General features: G+C 33.1%; 14 protein-coding genes and 1 pseudogene. 12 read left to right on the plus strand and 3 right to left on the minus strand.

The features are described from left to right. The 3 genes and pseudogenes from MUA37_RS02185 to srtA all read left to right on the plus strand — a co-directional run bounded on the left by MUA37_RS02185 (nt 1) and on the right by srtA (nt 3,031). A pseudogene (locus MUA37_RS02185) lies at nt 1–1,357 on the plus strand (gluconate:H+ symporter). A 145-nt stretch (nt 1,358–1,502) separates the two neighbouring features. After that, on the plus strand, nt 1,503–2,177 hold the full coding sequence (locus MUA37_RS02190; protein ID WP_002509550.1) for a haloacid dehalogenase type II: 675 nt from the start codon (nt 1,503–1,505) through the stop codon (nt 2,175–2,177). Between the two features lie 260 nt (nt 2,178–2,437). Then, nucleotides 2,438–3,031, plus strand: coding sequence for a class A sortase SrtA (srtA, locus tag MUA37_RS02195; RefSeq protein WP_031266757.1), 594 nt, complete (start codon nt 2,438–2,440; stop codon nt 3,029–3,031). A 93-nt stretch (nt 3,032–3,124) separates the two neighbouring features. Here the strand turns inward: srtA and MUA37_RS02200 are convergent, their stop codons facing one another. After that, on the minus strand, nt 3,125–3,802 hold the full coding sequence (locus MUA37_RS02200) for an N-acetylmannosamine-6-phosphate 2-epimerase (protein WP_262624788.1): 678 nt from the start codon (nt 3,800–3,802) through the stop codon (nt 3,125–3,127). Between the two features lie 160 nt (nt 3,803–3,962). Between MUA37_RS02200 and MUA37_RS02205 the strand changes: the two genes are divergently transcribed. Then, nucleotides 3,963–4,766, plus strand: a complete 804-nt coding sequence (locus tag MUA37_RS02205) for a MurR/RpiR family transcriptional regulator (RefSeq protein ID WP_002509547.1) — start codon at nt 3,963–3,965, stop codon at nt 4,764–4,766. Between the two features lie 87 nt (nt 4,767–4,853). Here MUA37_RS02205 and MUA37_RS02210 read toward each other — a convergent pair whose 3' ends face one another. Further along, the gene (locus MUA37_RS02210) at nt 4,854–5,729 is read right to left on the minus strand and encodes an ROK family protein (RefSeq protein ID WP_107377157.1); all 876 of its coding nucleotides are present in this window, start codon (nt 5,727–5,729) and stop codon (nt 4,854–4,856) included. Between the two features lie 222 nt (nt 5,730–5,951). Here MUA37_RS02210 and MUA37_RS02215 point away from each other — a divergent pair, with 222 nt between their 5' ends. The 5 genes from MUA37_RS02215 (at nt 5,952) to MUA37_RS02235 (ending at nt 10,874) form a co-directional block, all read left to right on the plus strand. Next, the gene (locus tag MUA37_RS02215; RefSeq protein WP_103388562.1) at nt 5,952–6,833 is read left to right on the plus strand and encodes an N-acetylneuraminate lyase; all 882 of its coding nucleotides are present in this window, start codon (nt 5,952–5,954) and stop codon (nt 6,831–6,833) included. Nucleotides 6,834–6,859: 26 nt separating this feature from the next. Beyond that, entirely contained in the window at nt 6,860–8,434 is a 1,575-nt protein-coding gene (locus MUA37_RS02220; RefSeq protein ID WP_262624789.1) for a sodium:solute symporter family protein, read from the plus strand. A gap of 91 nt (nt 8,435–8,525) precedes the next feature. Further along, nucleotides 8,526–9,059: an NAD(P)H-dependent oxidoreductase gene (locus MUA37_RS02225; protein ID WP_103388563.1), complete on the plus strand. Its 534-nt coding sequence runs from the start codon at nt 8,526–8,528 to the stop codon at nt 9,057–9,059. Between the two features lie 114 nt (nt 9,060–9,173). Further along, nucleotides 9,174–9,980 carry a Cof-type HAD-IIB family hydrolase gene (locus MUA37_RS02230; RefSeq protein WP_002509542.1) on the plus strand — a complete coding sequence of 269 codons (807 nt, stop codon included), beginning with the start codon at nt 9,174–9,176 and terminating at the stop codon, nt 9,978–9,980. A 234-nt stretch (nt 9,981–10,214) separates the two neighbouring features. Further along, nucleotides 10,215–10,874: an NAD(P)H-dependent oxidoreductase gene (locus tag MUA37_RS02235; protein ID WP_142019381.1), complete on the plus strand. Its 660-nt coding sequence runs from the start codon at nt 10,215–10,217 to the stop codon at nt 10,872–10,874. Nucleotides 10,875–11,169: 295 nt separating this feature from the next. Here the strand turns inward: MUA37_RS02235 and MUA37_RS02240 are convergent, their stop codons facing one another. Further along, the gene (locus MUA37_RS02240) at nt 11,170–11,973 is read right to left on the minus strand and encodes a VOC family protein (RefSeq protein WP_002509540.1); all 804 of its coding nucleotides are present in this window, start codon (nt 11,971–11,973) and stop codon (nt 11,170–11,172) included. 379 nt (nt 11,974–12,352) lie between these two features. Here MUA37_RS02240 and MUA37_RS02245 point away from each other — a divergent pair, with 379 nt between their 5' ends. The 3 genes from MUA37_RS02245 to MUA37_RS02255 all read left to right on the plus strand — a co-directional run bounded on the left by MUA37_RS02245 (nt 12,353) and on the right by MUA37_RS02255 (nt 17,683). After that, a complete protein-coding gene (locus MUA37_RS02245; protein ID WP_262624790.1) occupies nt 12,353–13,936 on the plus strand; it encodes a BCCT family transporter in 1,584 nt (527 codons plus the stop codon). A gap of 194 nt (nt 13,937–14,130) precedes the next feature. Next, nucleotides 14,131–15,912 (plus strand): ABC transporter transmembrane domain-containing protein, encoded by a 1,782-nt coding sequence (locus MUA37_RS02250; RefSeq protein ID WP_262624791.1) that lies wholly within the window; start codon nt 14,131–14,133, stop codon nt 15,910–15,912. Beyond that, complete coding sequence (locus MUA37_RS02255) at nt 15,905–17,683, plus strand: ABC transporter ATP-binding protein (protein ID WP_262624792.1); 1,779 nt, start codon at nt 15,905–15,907, stop codon at nt 17,681–17,683. The genes MUA37_RS02250 and MUA37_RS02255 overlap by 8 nt, the downstream gene beginning before the upstream one ends. Nucleotides 17,684–17,883 lie beyond the last annotated feature (200 nt).

The raw sequence follows: 17,883 nt of genomic DNA on the forward strand, positions 1-17,883 counted from the left end.
ATGTTGGGAGAGTTTTGGCCAATTATAGGTGTCGTTATAGGCGTAGCCATATTACTAATATTAATCATGGTCTTTAAATTAAATACGTTTATAGCATTAATTATTACTTCTATGGCAACTGGTATGATTTTAGGGATGCCTATAGATAAAATTGTAGAAACTATTGAAAAAGGGATGGGCGATACATTAGGACATATCGCGATTATTTTTGGATTAGGGTCCATCCTAGGTAAATTATTATCCGATGGTGGCGGTGCTACTCGCATTGCTGACACATTAATTAATACATTTGGTAAAAAATACGTTACTTGGGCAATGATTATTGCATCATTCATTATCGGAATATCTTTATTTTTAGAGGTTGCTTTTGTTCTATTAGTACCATTAGTATTTACACTAGCTAAAAGAATGTCGATTTCTAATTTATCTGTAGGTTTACCTATGGCGACTTCAATCGCTGTAACGCATGGTTTTTTACCACCACATCCTGGACCAGTCGCAATATCTGAAGCACTAAATGCGAATATCGGCCATGTATTAATGTACGGTATCATTATTGGTATTCCATTAGCAATTATCGTTGGTGGTATTTTTCCTAAAATTGCGTATAAATTGGCACCAAGCGCTTTTGCAAAAGAGGGGAATCAAGCCGTTACGGGTGATATTAAGAATATCGATGAATCAGAGATGCCAAGTTTTGGACTAAGTTTGTTAACGGCTCTAAGTCCTGTAGTATTGATGTTATTTGCGACAGTTGTTCAATTGATTACAGGTAATGAAGACGGACACGCTCAAGGTCTAGAAGGATTTATTTATTTTATAGGTTCTTCTACAACGGCGATGTTAATTGCAGTTTTGATCGCTATATATACTATGGGAATCAGACGTAAACAAACAATGAATCAAATAATGGACACTGTCTCAAATGCTATTACTCCAATTGCCATGCTACTGTTAATCATCGGTGGTGGCGGTACATTTAAGCAAATTTTAATCGATGGTGGTGTTGGCGACACTATTTCACAATTATTTCATGACTCACAAATGTCACCCCTTGTATTAGCATGGTTAGCAGCAGCTATTTTACGTGTAGCATTAGGTTCTACTACAGTTGCAGCTATATCATCAGTTGGTATTGTATTACCTTTATTACAAACCGTAGATTCTCTCATTAGTTGTGCTTGCTATAGGTGCAGGAAGTATTTTTTGTTCACATGTTAATGACGCTGGATTTTGGATGTTTAAAGAGTATTTTGGTTTAAGCATGAAAGAAACATTTTTAACATGGACTTTATTAGAATCTATATTATCTATATTAGGATTAGGATTTATATTAATTGTTAATGTAATTATTTAAATATAAAAGGTAGAATGTATCATTTTATGATTATACATTTTACCTTTTATTTTTTAGTATTAAAATTAATTAAAAAATTGTTTCAACGTTTAACTTTAGTGATAAATAATAAGTACGGATTGTTTTATAGAGAAAGGGGTATTTTATGTATAAAGTTATTGTTTTTGATGTTTTTGGCACATTATTTGATGTTATGTCAATTAAAGATAAAGTTGCAGAGTTAAACAAAGAACATGCTACAGAAATAACTAATTTATGGCGTAAGACACAATTATATCATGCAACACTACGTCAAGTTATGGAACGTTATACAAGATATGATGAAATTACCAAAAATGCATTACGACATACTTTAGAAGTTTATAATGTACCGTATAATAGAGATGATATTAATGAATTGTTTAATGGTTATCAAAATTTAGAATACTTTAAAGAAGTGCCCAAATCTCTAGCTGAGTTAAATGACAAGCCATTAGATTTAGCTATATTGTCTAATGGAAATGATAATATGTTACGTGCATTAGTGGATAACTCTGAAATCGCTGAATACTTTAATTCAGTTATGAGTGTCGACGAAGTTAAACAATATAAGCCAAGTCCAGCCAGTTATGCATTAGTATTAAATTATTATAAAGTAAAACGAAGTGAAATATTGTTTGTGTCGTCAAATTCGTGGGACGTTACAGGAGCTGAGAACTTTGGTTTTGATACAGCTTGGGTTAATAGACGCAATGACTTATTTGATGATAATGGTGTGAAACCTACAATTGCAGTAAATAATTTGCATGAATTAGTGAAATGGATTGAAATAAATAGGTAGGTAATTTAACTATAAGATGTTTAATGTGAAGCATATATATTATGGAAATCATGGTGAATATGATTTTAACTTTTAGGGTTTAGAAGATGACAGCAATTTTACAAAATTGATGTGCACTTTTGAACCCTTTATTGTTGCAAGCTTGTGATAATTTTTGTAATTAGTGAGCAATTTTTTCGTTTTGTAAACAGAGGTATGATTTATAAAAAAACAATGCTATATTAACCATAAGTAATTCAAGTGAAAGAGGTGTAGTTAAGTTGAAACGAAGGATTAATATATTACTGTCGTTGTTAGGAATAGTATGTTTGTTAGTAGCTGTTTATTTATTGGTACAGCCTTATATAGCTAATTATTTTTATAACAAGGAAGCATCAGATAAAGTAGAACAGTATGATGCTAAGCAACATCAGTCTACTGAGTCTACGAAACAGCAAAATGCATCAACTATGGTAGGATATTTAACTGTACCTGATGCTGATATTAAAGAGCCTGTATATCAAGGGCCGGCAACACCTAAACAGTTAGAAAAAGGCATCAGCTTTGCAGAAGCTGATGAATCATTAGATGATCAAAATATTGCAATAGCAGGTCATACACATACGAATCTTCGACATTATCAATTTACTAATTTAACTGCCTCAAAAATAGGTAGTGATGTGTATTTTAAAGTAGGACAGGACAAGCGTCATTACCAAATAACGAAAATATATGATGTGAAGCCCAGTGATGTTCATGTATTAGAGGAACAAAACAGCAATAAAAAGCAATTAACTCTAATTACTTGTGACAACTATAATTACCAAACAGGCGAATGGGAAGATAGAAAAATATTTATTGCAGAAGCGGTATAGCTCACAATAAAGTTATAAATGAAAAAATAGCGTAGCCATCTTATTTCAATGAAACGTTCGTTGAATATAGATAGCTACGCTTTTTAAGTTAAATTAATGTTTGGGAGTAGCAACAGCAGATACAAAGCGTTGTGTTATTTCTTTTGGACGTGTAATAGCACCACCGACTACTGTACAGTGCGTACCTAATTCACTTACACGCGCAAACATATCTGGTGTCACAACATTTCCTTCAGCAAACACTTTAGTATTCACATTAGCAATTACTTCTTTTAGAAAGGCAAAATCATTTTCATATAAAACATGACCAGATGTATATGTTGTATAGCCTCTTAACGTTGTGCCAATATAATCGAAACCAAGTTCTTCTGCTTGTTTTGCTTCTTCAACAGTAGAGATGTCAGCCATTATTTCAATGTGTGGTGCTTCTTGACGGATATATGCTACTAATTCTGCTAAGCTTTCTTGTGGTCGAGGTTGATTCGTAGCTTCAAGTGCAATGACTTCACAACCACTTTCAAGTAATTCTTGTACCTCTGTTTTAGTGGCAGTAATAAAAACATTGGAATTATCGTAATCTCTTTTAACAATACCAATGATAGGTAGATCAACTGTTTTTTTAATTTCTAAAATATCTGCTTTGCTGTTTGCTCTAATTCCAACAGCACCACCTTCATAAGCTGCTAATGCCATTTTTGACATAATAAAAGATGAATGTAGTGGCTCATCAGGTAAAGCTTGGCAAGATACGATTAATCCATTAGGTAACATAAAATACACACTCCATAACATTTAATTTTAAGATATAGTGATTTAATTAAAGTAATATCAATATAACATTAGGAAAAAAATAATCAATAGTTATAGTATTAATGAAAAAACTTTTCGTTTATAGTAAAATATGGCTATATTAAAAAGGGGAGACGCACAGATGAAATTTGATAATAGAGTGCAACGCTATAAACATTTATTTACTAAAGCAGATAAAGAAATCGTTAACTATATAAAAAATAATCAATTTGATGATAACTTTTCTACTATTAATTCATTGGCGAATAGTGTAGGCATTTCACCTGCCACCATTACACGTTTTTCCAATAAATTAGACTATGAAAACTTTCAAGATATGAAATTTAATTTGCAACAGGAAATGACTAATCAAGAAATTGAGAATAGCCCGCTCATCCAAAAAATTCATAACTATCATCAAAATACAATTCAACAAACTGGCGAGTTTATTTCAGATATTGATATTCAAAATTTTGTAAATCAAATTATGCGTAGTAGACAAATAATTTTTGCTGGATTAGGGAGTTCAGGATTAACAGCAACTGAATTTTATTATAGAACGATGCGTATGGGCTTAAAAGGGAATGTATCGACAGATTCTCATCAAATGAAAATTGTAGCGTCATTATTAACAGGTTCGGATACGTTTGTCGCTATTTCGAACAGTGGTGAAACTACAGAGTTAATTTCAGCTGCAGGGATTGCACAGCAACAAGGTGCTTTTGTAGTAGCAATTACTAACTATGAAGGTAGTGCACTTACAGCATGTGCAGATTTAGTATTGATTACGACAGACCAATCCAGAAATAATGATACAAGGTTTATTAATACACAAATTGCGACACATTTTTTAATAGATATTGTCAGTTACTTATTATTAGACGATGAGCATTTACATCGAGTCTATCAAAAAACAAAAGATGTTATTTTACATGATAAACCGTAATATATAGGGCTAGAACATTATTAATGTTCTGGCCCTAAGTATTGTATAAACGGAAGTTACGACAATTATTTAATTTAGGTTAGTTGGTTAAAGTGTTATTAAACTACCTGCACCGAGTAATGCAGCATTATTTAACGCATGCGTAGTTTGAATAGGTGCATGTTCATAATTGGCAGGTAAAAAATAAGAGACATAAGGTACAATATATTGCAATAATTGATCACCTTGTGCAGAAATTCCGCCACCAATTAAAATTAACGCAGGATCATAAAGTAATTGAATTTGTGCTACGCCTTCTGCGACGTCTTTACCCCAAGTGTGTAATAAAGCACTTGCTGTTTCATCTCCTTGTTTAGCTTGAAGAAATAACGATTTAACATCTACATCAGTTGAACTATATTGATGAGTAATTTGGGTTTGTAATGCTGAAGTAGCTGCCCGTTGTTCATAAGTCGTTTCACTATCAGGACGGTATAGCATATAACCAATTTCATTGGCACGAGAGTTGGCACCTTGATATAAACCTGTTTCTGAAGTGTAAAATGCGCCTCCAATACCTGTGCCTAAAGTTAAACAAAATATTTGTTGTTGTGCATATTGATATGTGTGTAGTTCTCCTAATAGTGCGGCATCAACATCATTGCAGACATAGACAAACGGAGTAATATGACTTAATGCTTGCTTATAGTTTGTCCCTGTAAAATTAGCAATCGTGGGACTACTATAAACTACCGTTCCTGTATCGCGATTTATAACGCCAGCGCTAGAGATGCCAACGTAGACTGGATCTAAATGATACAGTTCTTTATATTGTTCTACTATTTGGATGACCTCATCTAAAATAAAATCAGTAATGTTATTAGGCGTTGGGATGCTATTAAAGGTTACTAAATTAGCATTTTCATCAAGTACAGCAGATTTTATTTGTGTACCCCCTACATCTAAAACAATTTTGTACGACATGCGATGACCTCCATTTAGACTATTTGTGAAAAATATTTTCATTAATGTGCTTATTAAACGTATATAATTTTCAGAATTCTATTGCTAAGTTTTATGGTAGCGTTTACAATTCTAGCTGTAAAGTAAAATTTCTAAAAGGTAACGTTTAGTTATGTACTTAAAAAATTAAGTTTTGAGCGTAGCTAAAATAGTTAAATAGCGAAAATAATGGAGGTTTATAACATGGAAGATAATTTGAAAGGTTTGTATGCAGCGTTATTAGTTCCCTTTGATGAGGATGGTCAGGTAAAAGAAGAGGGATTAAAACAAATAGCACGTAATGCTATAGATAAAGAAGGGTTAGATGGTTTATACGTTAATGGAAGTTCAGGAGAAAACTTTTTAATTAACACTGCACAAAAGAAACAAATTTTTAAAGTAGTCAAAGATGTCATTGGAAATGACGCTAAATTAATCGCACAAGTTGGTGCACTAGATTTAAACGAATCTATAGAATTAGGTCAATACGCAACTGAATTAGGCTACGACGCAATTTCTGCTGTTACGCCGTTCTATTATCCATTTTCTTTTGAAGAAATAAAAGATTATTACTTTGAACTCATTGAAGCAACACAAAATAATTTAATTGTTTACGCTATTCCAGATTTAACTGGAGTTAATATATCAATGACACAATTTGAAGAGTTATTTTCACATGACAAAGTAATTGGTGTAAAGTATACAGCACCTAATTTCTTTTTACTTGAAAGAATCCGTGAACATTTCCCGGATAAATTAATTTTCTCGGGGTTTGACGAAATGTTGGTACAAGCAGCTATTTCGGGAGTTGATGGTGCTATTGGGTCAACGTATAACGTTAATGGTAAGCGTGCACGTGCTATTTTTGAAAATGCGCAACAAGGTGACGTTGCTAAAGCTTATGCTATTCAACATGACACTAATCATATTATTGAAGGCATCTTAGACATGGGGATTTATCCTACGTTAAAAGAAATATTAAAAGCACGTGGTCTAGATTGTGGTTTACCAAAAAAACCATTTAAACCATTTAATGAAAATAATAGAGCACAGTTAGAGACACTTATAGATAAATATAACTTATAATTTTTAACTTAAGGGGTTGATTGTTCATGGAACAAGTGGGGTTTGGGTTTTGGAACTGGGTAGCTATTTTACTCTATCTTTTTATCATGTTGCTAATTGGGGTGTACTTCACTAAACGTGCAGGACAAAATACTGATAGCTTTTTTACTGCCAGTGGTAGGTTACCATCTTGGGCTGTGGGCTTTTCTATTTATGCGACAACTTTAAGTGCAATTACTTTTATGTCAACACCAGAAAAAGCCTTTTTAACAGATTGGTCTTATATAGTTGGAAATATTACTATTGTAGCAATAATACCTTTATTGATCTTTTTCTATGTACCATTTTTCAAGAAATTGAATGTCACGTCAGCTTACGAATATTTAGAAGCGCGTTTTGGACCTAGTATACGAGTGATTGGTTCTTTGTTGTTTATTTTATTCCATTTGGGAAGAGTAGCTATTGTAATTTATTTACCAACTTTAGCGGTTACATCTGTATCGGATTTAAATCCATTTGTTGTAGCTTCACTCGTAGGTATTTTATGTATCTTATATACGTTTTTAGGTGGTTTTGAAGGTGTTGTGTGGAGTGACTTTATTCAAGGTGTCATTTTACTTGGTGGCGCTGTTGTCATTATTATTTTAGGGGTTGTTCATTTACCAAATGGTATAGGGACATTGGTTACAGATGCAATGAACAATAAAAAAATAATTAGCGCTGACAATTGGAAATTCAATACAGCAGCAGCGGCTATACCGATTATATTTTTAGGTAACATTTTTAATAATTTACATCAATATACTGCAAGTCAAGACGTCGTTCAACGTTACCAAGCATCAGACTCGTTGAAAGAAACTTCTAAATCATTGTGGACAAATGGTATATTGGCACTAATATCAGCACCTATATTTTACGGTATGGGAACAATGTTATATTCGTTTTATAATCATAGTAGCGCACTACCTAATGATTTTAATACGTCGTCTATCGTACCGTATTTTATTTTAACTGAAATGCCTCCTTTTGTTGGTGGATTATTAATTGCAGCAATTTTTGCTGCTGCCCAATCAACGATATCTTCAAGTTTGAACTCGATATCAGCATGTTTTTCTGTAGATATAAAACATCGCTTTTTTGGGAAGGGTAATGAAAAAAGTGAAGTAACGTTTGCACGTTATATCATAATTATTTCAGGCTTATTTGGTTATGCAATGTCTATCTATTTAATTGCTGCTGATTCAAATGATATTTGGGATTTATTCTTACTTATTACTGGATTATTTGGTGTGCCACTAGCTGGTGTATTTGCAGTTGGTATTTTCACTAAACGTACAAACGCATTCGGCGTAATTATTGGTTTAATTTTTGGTGTTATTTTTGCTTATATTTTTAACAATATTGGTGGGGACAATTCACCATTCTTTGTATCTATCATCTCATTTTTAATTGCGTTTATTATTTCATATTTAGCTAGTTTTATTCGACCTAACAAGGGCAAAGATATTACTGGTTTAACTATTTTTGATAGAAATGAAGCCGTTACTTACGTTTCTAAAGTGAAACAAAAAAAGGCAATTGCAGATTATGCAACAAATACTGACTATTCTAAAGAGCAGTAGTGATTATTGTAGTTTCAAACAAATATATTGTATCTATAATATTGACTCATTTAATATTAACTTATTAAATGAGTCTTTTTAGGAGGGAAAAATGTCAACTTTAGTTATTATCGCACATCCAAATATGACACAGTCAAAAGTAAATAAAGCATGGAAATTAGCTTTGCAACAACGTGATGAGGTCACTGTACATGATTTGTATTCGATTTATCCAAATGAAGTTATTGATATTGAAGCGGAGCAACAATTGTTAGAGCAATACGAAACTATTATTTTCCAATTTCCATTGTATTGGTATAGTTATCCGCCTTTATTCAAACAATATTTTGATGAAGTATTAGAGTATGGTTGGGCTTACGGTTCAACTGGGGATAAATTACAAGGAAAACAGTTTGCTGCAGCAGTTTCTGTAGGAAGTGCAGAAGAAGATTATCACGCTGAGGGTGCGGTAGGCTACACTTTAGCACAATTGTTAGCTCCTTTAGATGCGACGAGTCGCTTTGTAGGTGCGAAATTTATAGGGGCACATGCACTGTATGGCACTTTTAATGTTAATGAAGCGCAACTCAATAATAATATCGCAGACTATTTCAGCTTTATAAATCAAATAACGCAACAAGTATAATTATTGTGTGAGTATAAGGTGACAACAGCTTAACTTGTCATCTTATACTTTTCAACAATCGTTAAAATAGCTATAATGAAAGCACATACATAATTGAAAGTTTGAGGGGACAATATGATAAAAGCAATTGCGGTTGATATGGATGGCACTTTTTTAGATACTAACAAAAGTTATGATGTTGCACGTTTTAACAATATTTTTAATCAATTACAGCAAAGAAATGTGAAATTTATTGCTGCTAGTGGGAATCAATATGCTAAATTGATTTCTATTTTTGGACAGAGAGAGATGTTTTTTGTCGCAGAAAATGGAGCAGTTATATACGACGGTGAAGAATTATATGATTATCGTGCATTTAATTTTGATTTTTATCAGGAGTTAATCCATTACTTACATTATGAACGTAGTATGCAAGAACTAATTGTTTGTGGATTAAAGAGTGCCTATATTTTAAAAGATACCAGTGAAACTTTTAAAAAAGTAGCACATTTTTATTATCGTCAATTAGAAGAAATTGATTCTTTTGCTCATTTGCCAAATGATGAATATGTTAAAGTCGCATTGAATATTAATAGAGATACACATCCACAATTAGATCAGGATTTAGCTGTGAAATTTGCAGATGATATTAGTATAGTATCTAGTGGGCACGACAGTATTGATATTATTATTCCAGAAATGACTAAAGGCAATGCACTTAAACGTCTTTTAGCGAAATGGGAATTGACTGCAGATAATCTAATGGCTTTCGGTGATGCAAATAATGATTATGATATGTTAGAACTTGCTGAACATAGCTATGTTATGGAAAATAGTCATGATCAGATGTTATTTGACGTAGCAAACTTTGTAGCACCGTCTAATGATAAACAAGGTGTGTTATCAGTTATTGAAGAAACGGTATTAGCGCCTGAATTGTAATGAGCAATTACCAATTCATTGGTATTAATGCTGACAATATAAGGTGAATAATGCGTGAACTACACTAGTACAATGATAAAATCTATATATAGAAGTGGTATTCGAAATAGTTAACAGTACATTTCGATATTACTTCTATTTTTTTATAAACAGATTACTTTTATCGGAAATATTATTTAGCTTATACTAGACTTACTTAATAAATCTTTAATTTGAAAGGATGGCACTAAAGTAATGGCAGACATGAATGATAAAATTATTGAAGCATTTCAATTTCGACATGCAACAAAGCGTTTTGATGCAACTAAAAAAATTAGTGAACAAGATTTTACTACAATTTTAGAAGCAGGTAGATTATCACCAAGTTCTTTAGGATTAGAGCCTTGGAAATTTTTAGTGATTCAAAATGCTGATTTACGAAATAAATTAAGAGATATTAGTTGGGGTGCTCAAGGGCAACTGGACACTGCTAGCCATTTTGTATTAGCGTTAGCACGTAAAAATGTAACGTCTCAATCACCGTATGTTCAACATATCATTCGTAATATTAAGCAATATGCAGCGGAGACAATTCCTGCAGTCGAGAAAAAATATGATGATTTTCAAACAAATTTTCATATCAATGATAATGAACGCACTCTTGTAGATTGGGCAAGTAAGCAAACTTATATTGCTTTAGGAAATATGATGACTTCAGCAGCATTATTAGGCATTGATTCTTGTCCTATTGAAGGATTTGATTTAGATGCTGTTACTGAGTTATTAAAATCAGAAAACATTATCGGTGCAGATGATTTTGTGCCTTCATATATGGTAGCATTTGGCTATAGAGAAACAGAACCTAAAGCCAAAACGAGACAACCACAAGCAGATGTTATCGAGTGGTTTGAATAAAAATGAAGATGGGATAAAAATCCCTATTTTCAAATAAGAGGAGACTGGGACAACATTGATTCGTCCTAGTCTCTCACGCATACTATTCCTCTGGGCGTCAACACGTTTCAAATCGATAGAATTTATATTTGGCTATTCAAAAAATAAGAAATTTCGAAAACAAAAGTTAAACAACATCTTTTTATCTTAAAGGCATTTCATATAATTAAAAAACGTCAATTTCTATATCTTCTCAATAGAAATTGACGTTTATTTTTTAGTCAGAGCTATTTATGTCTGGAATTCATTTTAATTTTTATTCAGGGACAGTAGTACGATTGCTATGCACTGTGACACTGAATCCTTCAGGACTGATTGATGTTTCATTTTGTGCATTTGGTTTATAAATATCAATATGATAAAGGCCTAAACTATGATCATTATCGAGTCGCGGTTGGGTTGATTGCCAAACATTGACAGCAATATGATGATGATATTGGTTTGTTGACATAAATAAAGCTTGAGGATAATGAGAAATATGTTGTAAACCTAACTGAGTTATATAAAAATTACGTGCACTTTCAAGATTTGCTGTTTTTAGATGTAAATGACCTAATTTTGACTGTGATGGCATACCTTGCCAGCCTTCTGTAGTACGCTGGTTAACTAAATCTTCAGCATCTACTTGTAACGTATCCATTTTGACATAGTCATCTTCCCATTGCCATGTAGTTGCATCACGATCTTGGTAGACTTCTATTCCATTACCTTCAATGTCAGAAAGATAGAGTGCTTCACTTACTAAGTGATCACCACCACCAACTTGTATACCTAGGCTAGCTGCATGATATAAAAAATTTGCTAAATCTGCTCTAGTAGGGACTAAAAAAGCGATATGAAAAAGTCCAGCTTCTGACATTGCAGGTTTTTTAGCATCAGTAATTGCTCTTAAAGTTACTGTGTGACCAGAATTCCCAATATTTAGGATAGCTAGTGCATCGTCTTTACTAGCAAGTGTTAAACCGAGTACTTCTGTATAAAATTGTGTCATCTTAGTTAAATTTGCGACATTTAATGTGATATTAGTGACTTGCGTTGCAGTCGAATCATGAAAAGTCATAATAACCTCCTGTGGTTAACATGTATTTGTTTTAGATACAAGTTAAATATAAGTGATTTTAAGTATTAAGTCAATGTGTAAGTTTTATTTTTAAATTTCGATTTTAAAAAAATATATTGTGTATAGTGATAATTAGGCATATTGCAAAAAGAGTGGTAAGATAACGACTTAAGTATAAATTGAAAAATAGTAAAGGTTTATTCTAACAAATAAACATGGCTTAATTGTCTGTGTGTACATACAAGGAGCGACACTTTAAACGTGGAAACTTTTAAAATTAAAATTCGTTAGCATCATTATATAGCTTGATAATATTTTAGAAACTTGCATAAAGATTTGAAAATAGATAAATCTATATAAAGGATACGAGGAAACTTTAATGAAAACTAAGTTAGTAAAAGAAAAGTTAGATTGGCCGGTATTTTTAATAAGTGCTGGTGTTTTAGTTATTTTTGTAATTATGTCAGCGTTCTTTACAGGTGGCACTGCAAAGTTTGTGCAACAAAGTTTTGAGATTTCTATTAAATATTTTGGGGCTTTTTGGCAACTATTATTATTAGCAACATTTTTTATAGGATTAGTGATAGCTATTTCAAAATACGGCAAGGTCCGTTTGGGCAATGTTGATAAGCCTGAAATGAGTTACTTTAAATGGGCAGCAATTGTTGTCACGTCAGGTTTAGGTGCAGGTGCGATATTTTGGGCGGCAGCAGAACCTATGTATTACTTTTTAGATGTGCCACCAACTATGGATGACGGCATCAAAGATAAATCTGCAGCAGCAGTTCCTGCTGCAATGGCGCAAAGCTTCACATCATGGGGATTTACTGCTTGGGCAGTTTACGGTGCCATTAGCGGTATTGTAATTATGTACGCACATTATAATAAAGGGTTGAAAATGAGACCACGTACATTATTATATCCAGTATTTGGAGCAAAGATTGAAAATAATAAAATTGGTTCTTTAACTGATGTTTTTTGTATTTTAGGTGCTGTAGCCGGAACGATAGGAACGATAGGATTTTTTGGCTTCCAATTTAGCTTTTGGTTACATAGTATTTTAGGTGTACCCGACAATTTGGTCACACAGATTGTTGCTGTAGGAGGCTTGACGGTATTAGTAACTATTTCAGCTGTTACAGGTATAAATAAAGGAATTCAATTTTTAAGTACAGTGAATATTTGGTTAGCATTAGCTATTGGAGCATTTATATTATTATTTGGTCCAGGTCATTTCATTATTGATACATTTATATCATCTTATGGAACGTATATTTCTGATTTTGTTGAAATAGGCACATTTAGAGGAGATGACGAATGGGCTGGCGCGTGGATGTTATTCTTTTTTGGTTGGTTTATAGGTTATGGACCATTGATGGCAATTTTAGTTGCACGTGTATCTCGAGGACGTACCATTCGTGAAATCTTTTTCTTAGTATCAGTTGTAGCTGCAGTGGTATCTCATTTTTGGTTTACCATTTTAGGTGGAAGTGGATTATTTTATGAACAACAACATAACGGTTCGGTGAGTGGACCATTAGCAGATAATGGTTTACCTGCTGCAGTTATCGCATTAGCCAATCAATTGCCTTTAGGTGATGTTTTAGTATTTGCCATATTAATTTTAACGTTTGTTTTCGTTATTACAACTGCAGATTCAATGTCATATTCCATTTCAATGGCTGTTACAGGTGAAGGAAATCCACCTAAATTAATCCGTTTGTTTTGGGTTATTATTATGGGTGTGATTTCTGTTATTTTAATTAATATTGGAGAAGGTAGTATTGACGCCTTACAGTCATTTATTGTCGTCACGGCTGTACCCATCTCAATAATTATGCTGCCGGTACTGTGGACTGCCCCTAAAATAGCGCATGTTTTAGCCATAGAACAGGGAATTACGTCAACGCATAAAAAAAGACAACAAGTCGTAGTATTTGAGGAAAGTAAAAAAGAGCAATAAAGCAATAGTTGTGAAAATTAGATTTAACTTTTTTGTCAAAGAATAAGACAAACGAAAAAAAGAGTGAATACACACATTTAACTATAATAAGTTGGTGTCGTGTATTTGCTCTTTTTGTATGTAATTAAACACTTAAATCGTTAATGCAAGGTATGGTAAGATGTATTTAATATAAACCAAAAGGGGTGACTATAATGGGAGTGTTTTTAAAATTAACATGGTTTTTTAAAGCCCAAAGATTCAACTATATCTTAGGTTTAATCATGTTAATTGCAATAGCTTTAATTGAATTATTACCACCTCAAATTATTGGTAAAACAATAGATGGTATGACCAATCAAGTGCTAACAGGCAAAATGTTAATGATATATTTAAGCATTTTGGTCTTGGCAGCGCTCTTGCTATATGGTTCTCGATATGTCTGGAGATTATCTATTTTTGGGACGAGCCAAAAATTAGGTAACATATTGCGTCGTTATTTATATCGTAAATATACAGAAATGAGTCCGTATTTTTATCAAAATAGACGTACAGGTGACTTAATGGCACATGCTACTAACGACATAAATGCTGTCCAAAATGCAGCGGGTGCTGGTATTTTAATGATTGCAGATTCATTAATTACTGGTGGTATGGTCATTATAACTATGGCACTGACCGTAAGTGTAAAATTAACGTTAATTGTGTTAATACCACTACCTATTATGGTAATAATGACGCGCTATTATGGAAAATTATTGAGCCATGGCTTTAAAAAAGCACAGGCGGCATTTAGTAAATTAAATGATAAAACACAAGAAAGTGTTGCGGGTATTAAGGTCACTAAAACATTTGGTTATGAGACAGAAGATCAAGCTGATTTTAAGGGGCTTAGTGATGAAGTGGTTAGAAAGAATTTATATGTTGCAAAAGTTGATGCACTTTTTGACCCAACGATAATGTTAGTATTTGGTACAAGTGAGTTTTTGGCAATTACTTTTGGTTCGTTCATGGTACTAAATGATGAAATTACTTTGGGACAGTTAATTACGTTTGCAACATATCTTGGCATGCTAGTGTGGCCACTATTAGCATTGGGCCTGTTTTTTAATATAGTACAGCGTGCAAAGGCTTCTTATGAACGAATAGAAGTAATCTTGAATACGCCGAATAGTATTGAGACAGATTACAGTACAACAGCTCAGCCACAAGGTTATATTGAATTTAATATTGCGCAGTTTCATTACCCAGGAAATAAGGCGAAAGGGCTTCACGATATACACTTTACAATACAACCAGGCATGACTATTGGCATTGTAGGGCGTACAGGTTCAGGAAAAAGTACACTAATAAAGTTACTGTTGCGACAATTTGATACTGACAAACCAAATGATATTACATATGGCGATATACCGTTACGTCATTATCAATTAGGACAATTACGCGCACAATTTGGATATGTGCCTCAAGAACACTTTTTATTCTCTACTTCAATCCGTAACAATATTGCTTTCGGTAATATGGAAGCCAATGATTCACAAATTCATGAAGTTAGCCGCTTAAGTCATGTGCACAAAGATATCCAACAATTTACGGAGGGCTATCAAACTGTTGTAGGTGAACGAGGTGTATCATTATCAGGCGGACAAAAACAACGTATTGCTATCGCACGTGCGCTTCTTATTGATCCTGAGGTGTTGATTTTAGATGATTCATTATCAGCTGTAGATGCACAAACAGAAGAAACTATTTTAGCTAATATGCATACGTTACGACAAGGAAAAACGAATATTATCACTGCGCACCGTATGAGTGCGGTAAAACATGCGGATTTAATTATTGTTATGGATAGTGGCACAATCTTAGAACGTGGTACCCATCAATCATTATTAGACCGAAAAGGATGGTATTTTGATACTTATACTGCACAAGCATTACAAGAACAACATGCGCAACACCTCAATGATTTGACGGAAGGAGATGAAGGAGATGTCTAAAATAACTTCACTCTCAGCGAAGGATCAAGGTAAAACAGTGCTTCGTTTAATCAAATATACCTCACCATATAAAGGTATTATTGCGTTGGCATTTTTAATGTTAACGTTAGCGACTGTTACAAGTATGTTGACACCGTACTTAATAAAAGTTTTTATTGATGACTTTTTAACACCTAACAACTTTCCACAAAATGAATTAATATTATTAGTAGGATTTTTTATAGGGATACAGATTATTGGCGCAATTGCTACATATATTAATGATTATATGTTTCAATACTTAGCCTTCAAAGTAATTCAGCAATTAAGAATAGATGCATTTAATAAACTTGGGTCATTAGGCATGCGCTATTTTGATAAAGTTTCTGGTGGAAGCATCGTTTCTAGATTGACAAATGACACAGAAACAATAGTTAATATGTTTATCGGCGTTTTTTCTACTGTAATTATGGCCGTATTCATGATGATTTCTAGCTACATTATGATGTTCATCCTAGATGTGCAACTTGCTTTATACGCATTAATCTTTATGCCAATTATTATATGTTTACTAATTATTTATCGAAAATATTCCGCTATTCTATTTAATAAATCAAGGCAATTGTTGTCAGACTTAAATTCGAAGTTAGCTGAATCTATTGAAGGTATGACGATGATCCAAGCATTGAATCAACAAAAAAGATTAAATGATGAGTTTAATCAAATTAATGACGAGCATTACGATTATATGATAAAAACAGTGAAATTAGATAGTTTATTACTACGACCTGCAATTAGTATGCTTGCTATTTTTGCGACGGTTATGATTTTAGGTTATTTTGGAATTATTAGTTTTAGTGCAACAATTACGGCAGGCGTTGTGTTTGCTTTTATCCAATATATGGAACGTTTTTTTGAACCTATAAATCAAGTGAGTCAAAATTTAAACGTGTTACAGCAAGCTATAGTATCTGCGAGTCGTGTGTTTGAACTTATAGATGATGAAACATATGAACCGAAGCAAGATGTGAATAATGAGCACCAAATCACAGAAGGAAAAGTGACATTTGAAGATGTCAGTTTTAGTTATAATGGCGAGACAGACGTGCTTAAGCATATTAGTTTTACAGTAAATCCAGGTGAAACAGTTGCCCTTGTCGGTCATACTGGGTCAGGAAAAAGTTCTATTATTAATTTGTTTATGCGTTTTTATGAATTTGAAAGAGGTCAAATTATGATTGATAATCAATCTCTTAAATCATTTTCTAAAGACGAATTAAAATCAAAAATTGGGCTTGTACTACAAGATGCTTTTATATTTTACGGCACTATTTTATCGAATATTAAACTGTATCATCCAAAAATGACTTTTGAACAGGCTCAAGCTGCAGCATCTTTTGTGCAAGCTGATCGCTTTATTCAGCAATTAGATGGACAATATGAACATAAAGTGACAGAAAAAGGTAGTGCTTTTTCCAGTGGTGAACGGCAATTAATAGCTTTTGCTCGTACTATGGCAGTTGATCCTAAAATACTTATACTTGATGAAGCTACCGCTAATATTGATTCTGAAACAGAAGAACAAATTCAAGCTGCATTAAATCATATGCGTCAAGGTAGAACAACAATTGCTATAGCGCATAGATTAGCAACAATTCAAGATGCAGATCAAATATTAGTCTTAAATAATGGCGAAATCGTAGAACGCGGAACACATGATATGCTTATCTCACAACAAGGCATATATTATCAAATGTATCAATTACAAAAAGGGAGTGGGACAGAAATCTGATTTTGAAAAAAATGATTTCGTCGTCCCACCCCGGCAAGGATGACTAGCGTTGAAAAAAGCTCGGTTTGAAGCGCATTTTCAATGCAGTCAGCTACTGCCAATATGAAAAAGGTTTCGACTAAAACATGGAGTGGGACAGAAATCCGATTTTGAAAAAATGATTTCGTCGTCCCACCCCGGCAAGGATGACTAGCGTTGAA

It is taken from the genome of Staphylococcus arlettae (genome assembly GCF_025560845.1).
Taxonomy (GTDB): Bacteria; Bacillota; Bacilli; order Staphylococcales; family Staphylococcaceae; genus Staphylococcus; species Staphylococcus arlettae.

Bases quoted from the DNA above. Each gene is read 5' to 3' on its own strand.
- MUA37_RS02250 (WP_262624791.1), top strand. From the start codon at position 14,131: ATGGGAGTGTTTTTAAAATTAACATGGTTTTTTAAAGCCCAAAGATTC.
- MUA37_RS02245 (WP_262624790.1), top strand. From the start codon at position 12,353: ATGAAAACTAAGTTAGTAAAAGAAAAGTTAGATTGGCCGGTATTTTTA.
- MUA37_RS02220 (WP_262624789.1), top strand. From the start codon at position 6,860: ATGGAACAAGTGGGGTTTGGGTTTTGGAACTGGGTAGCTATTTTACTC.
- MUA37_RS02190 (WP_002509550.1), top strand. From the start codon at position 1,503: ATGTATAAAGTTATTGTTTTTGATGTTTTTGGCACATTATTTGATGTT.
- MUA37_RS02215 (WP_103388562.1), top strand. From the start codon at position 5,952: ATGGAAGATAATTTGAAAGGTTTGTATGCAGCGTTATTAGTTCCCTTT.
- MUA37_RS02255 (WP_262624792.1), top strand. From the start codon at position 15,905: ATGTCTAAAATAACTTCACTCTCAGCGAAGGATCAAGGTAAAACAGTG.
- MUA37_RS02230 (WP_002509542.1), top strand. From the start codon at position 9,174: ATGATAAAAGCAATTGCGGTTGATATGGATGGCACTTTTTTAGATACT.
- MUA37_RS02225 (WP_103388563.1), top strand. From the start codon at position 8,526: ATGTCAACTTTAGTTATTATCGCACATCCAAATATGACACAGTCAAAA.
- MUA37_RS02240 (WP_002509540.1), bottom strand. From the start codon at position 11,973: ATGACTTTTCATGATTCGACTGCAACGCAAGTCACTAATATCACATTA.
- MUA37_RS02205 (WP_002509547.1), top strand. From the start codon at position 3,963: ATGAAATTTGATAATAGAGTGCAACGCTATAAACATTTATTTACTAAA.
- MUA37_RS02210 (WP_107377157.1), bottom strand. From the start codon at position 5,729: ATGTCGTACAAAATTGTTTTAGATGTAGGGGGTACACAAATAAAATCT.
- MUA37_RS02235 (WP_142019381.1), top strand. From the start codon at position 10,215: ATGGCAGACATGAATGATAAAATTATTGAAGCATTTCAATTTCGACAT.
- MUA37_RS02200 (WP_262624788.1), bottom strand. From the start codon at position 3,802: ATGTTACCTAATGGATTAATCGTATCTTGCCAAGCTTTACCTGATGAG.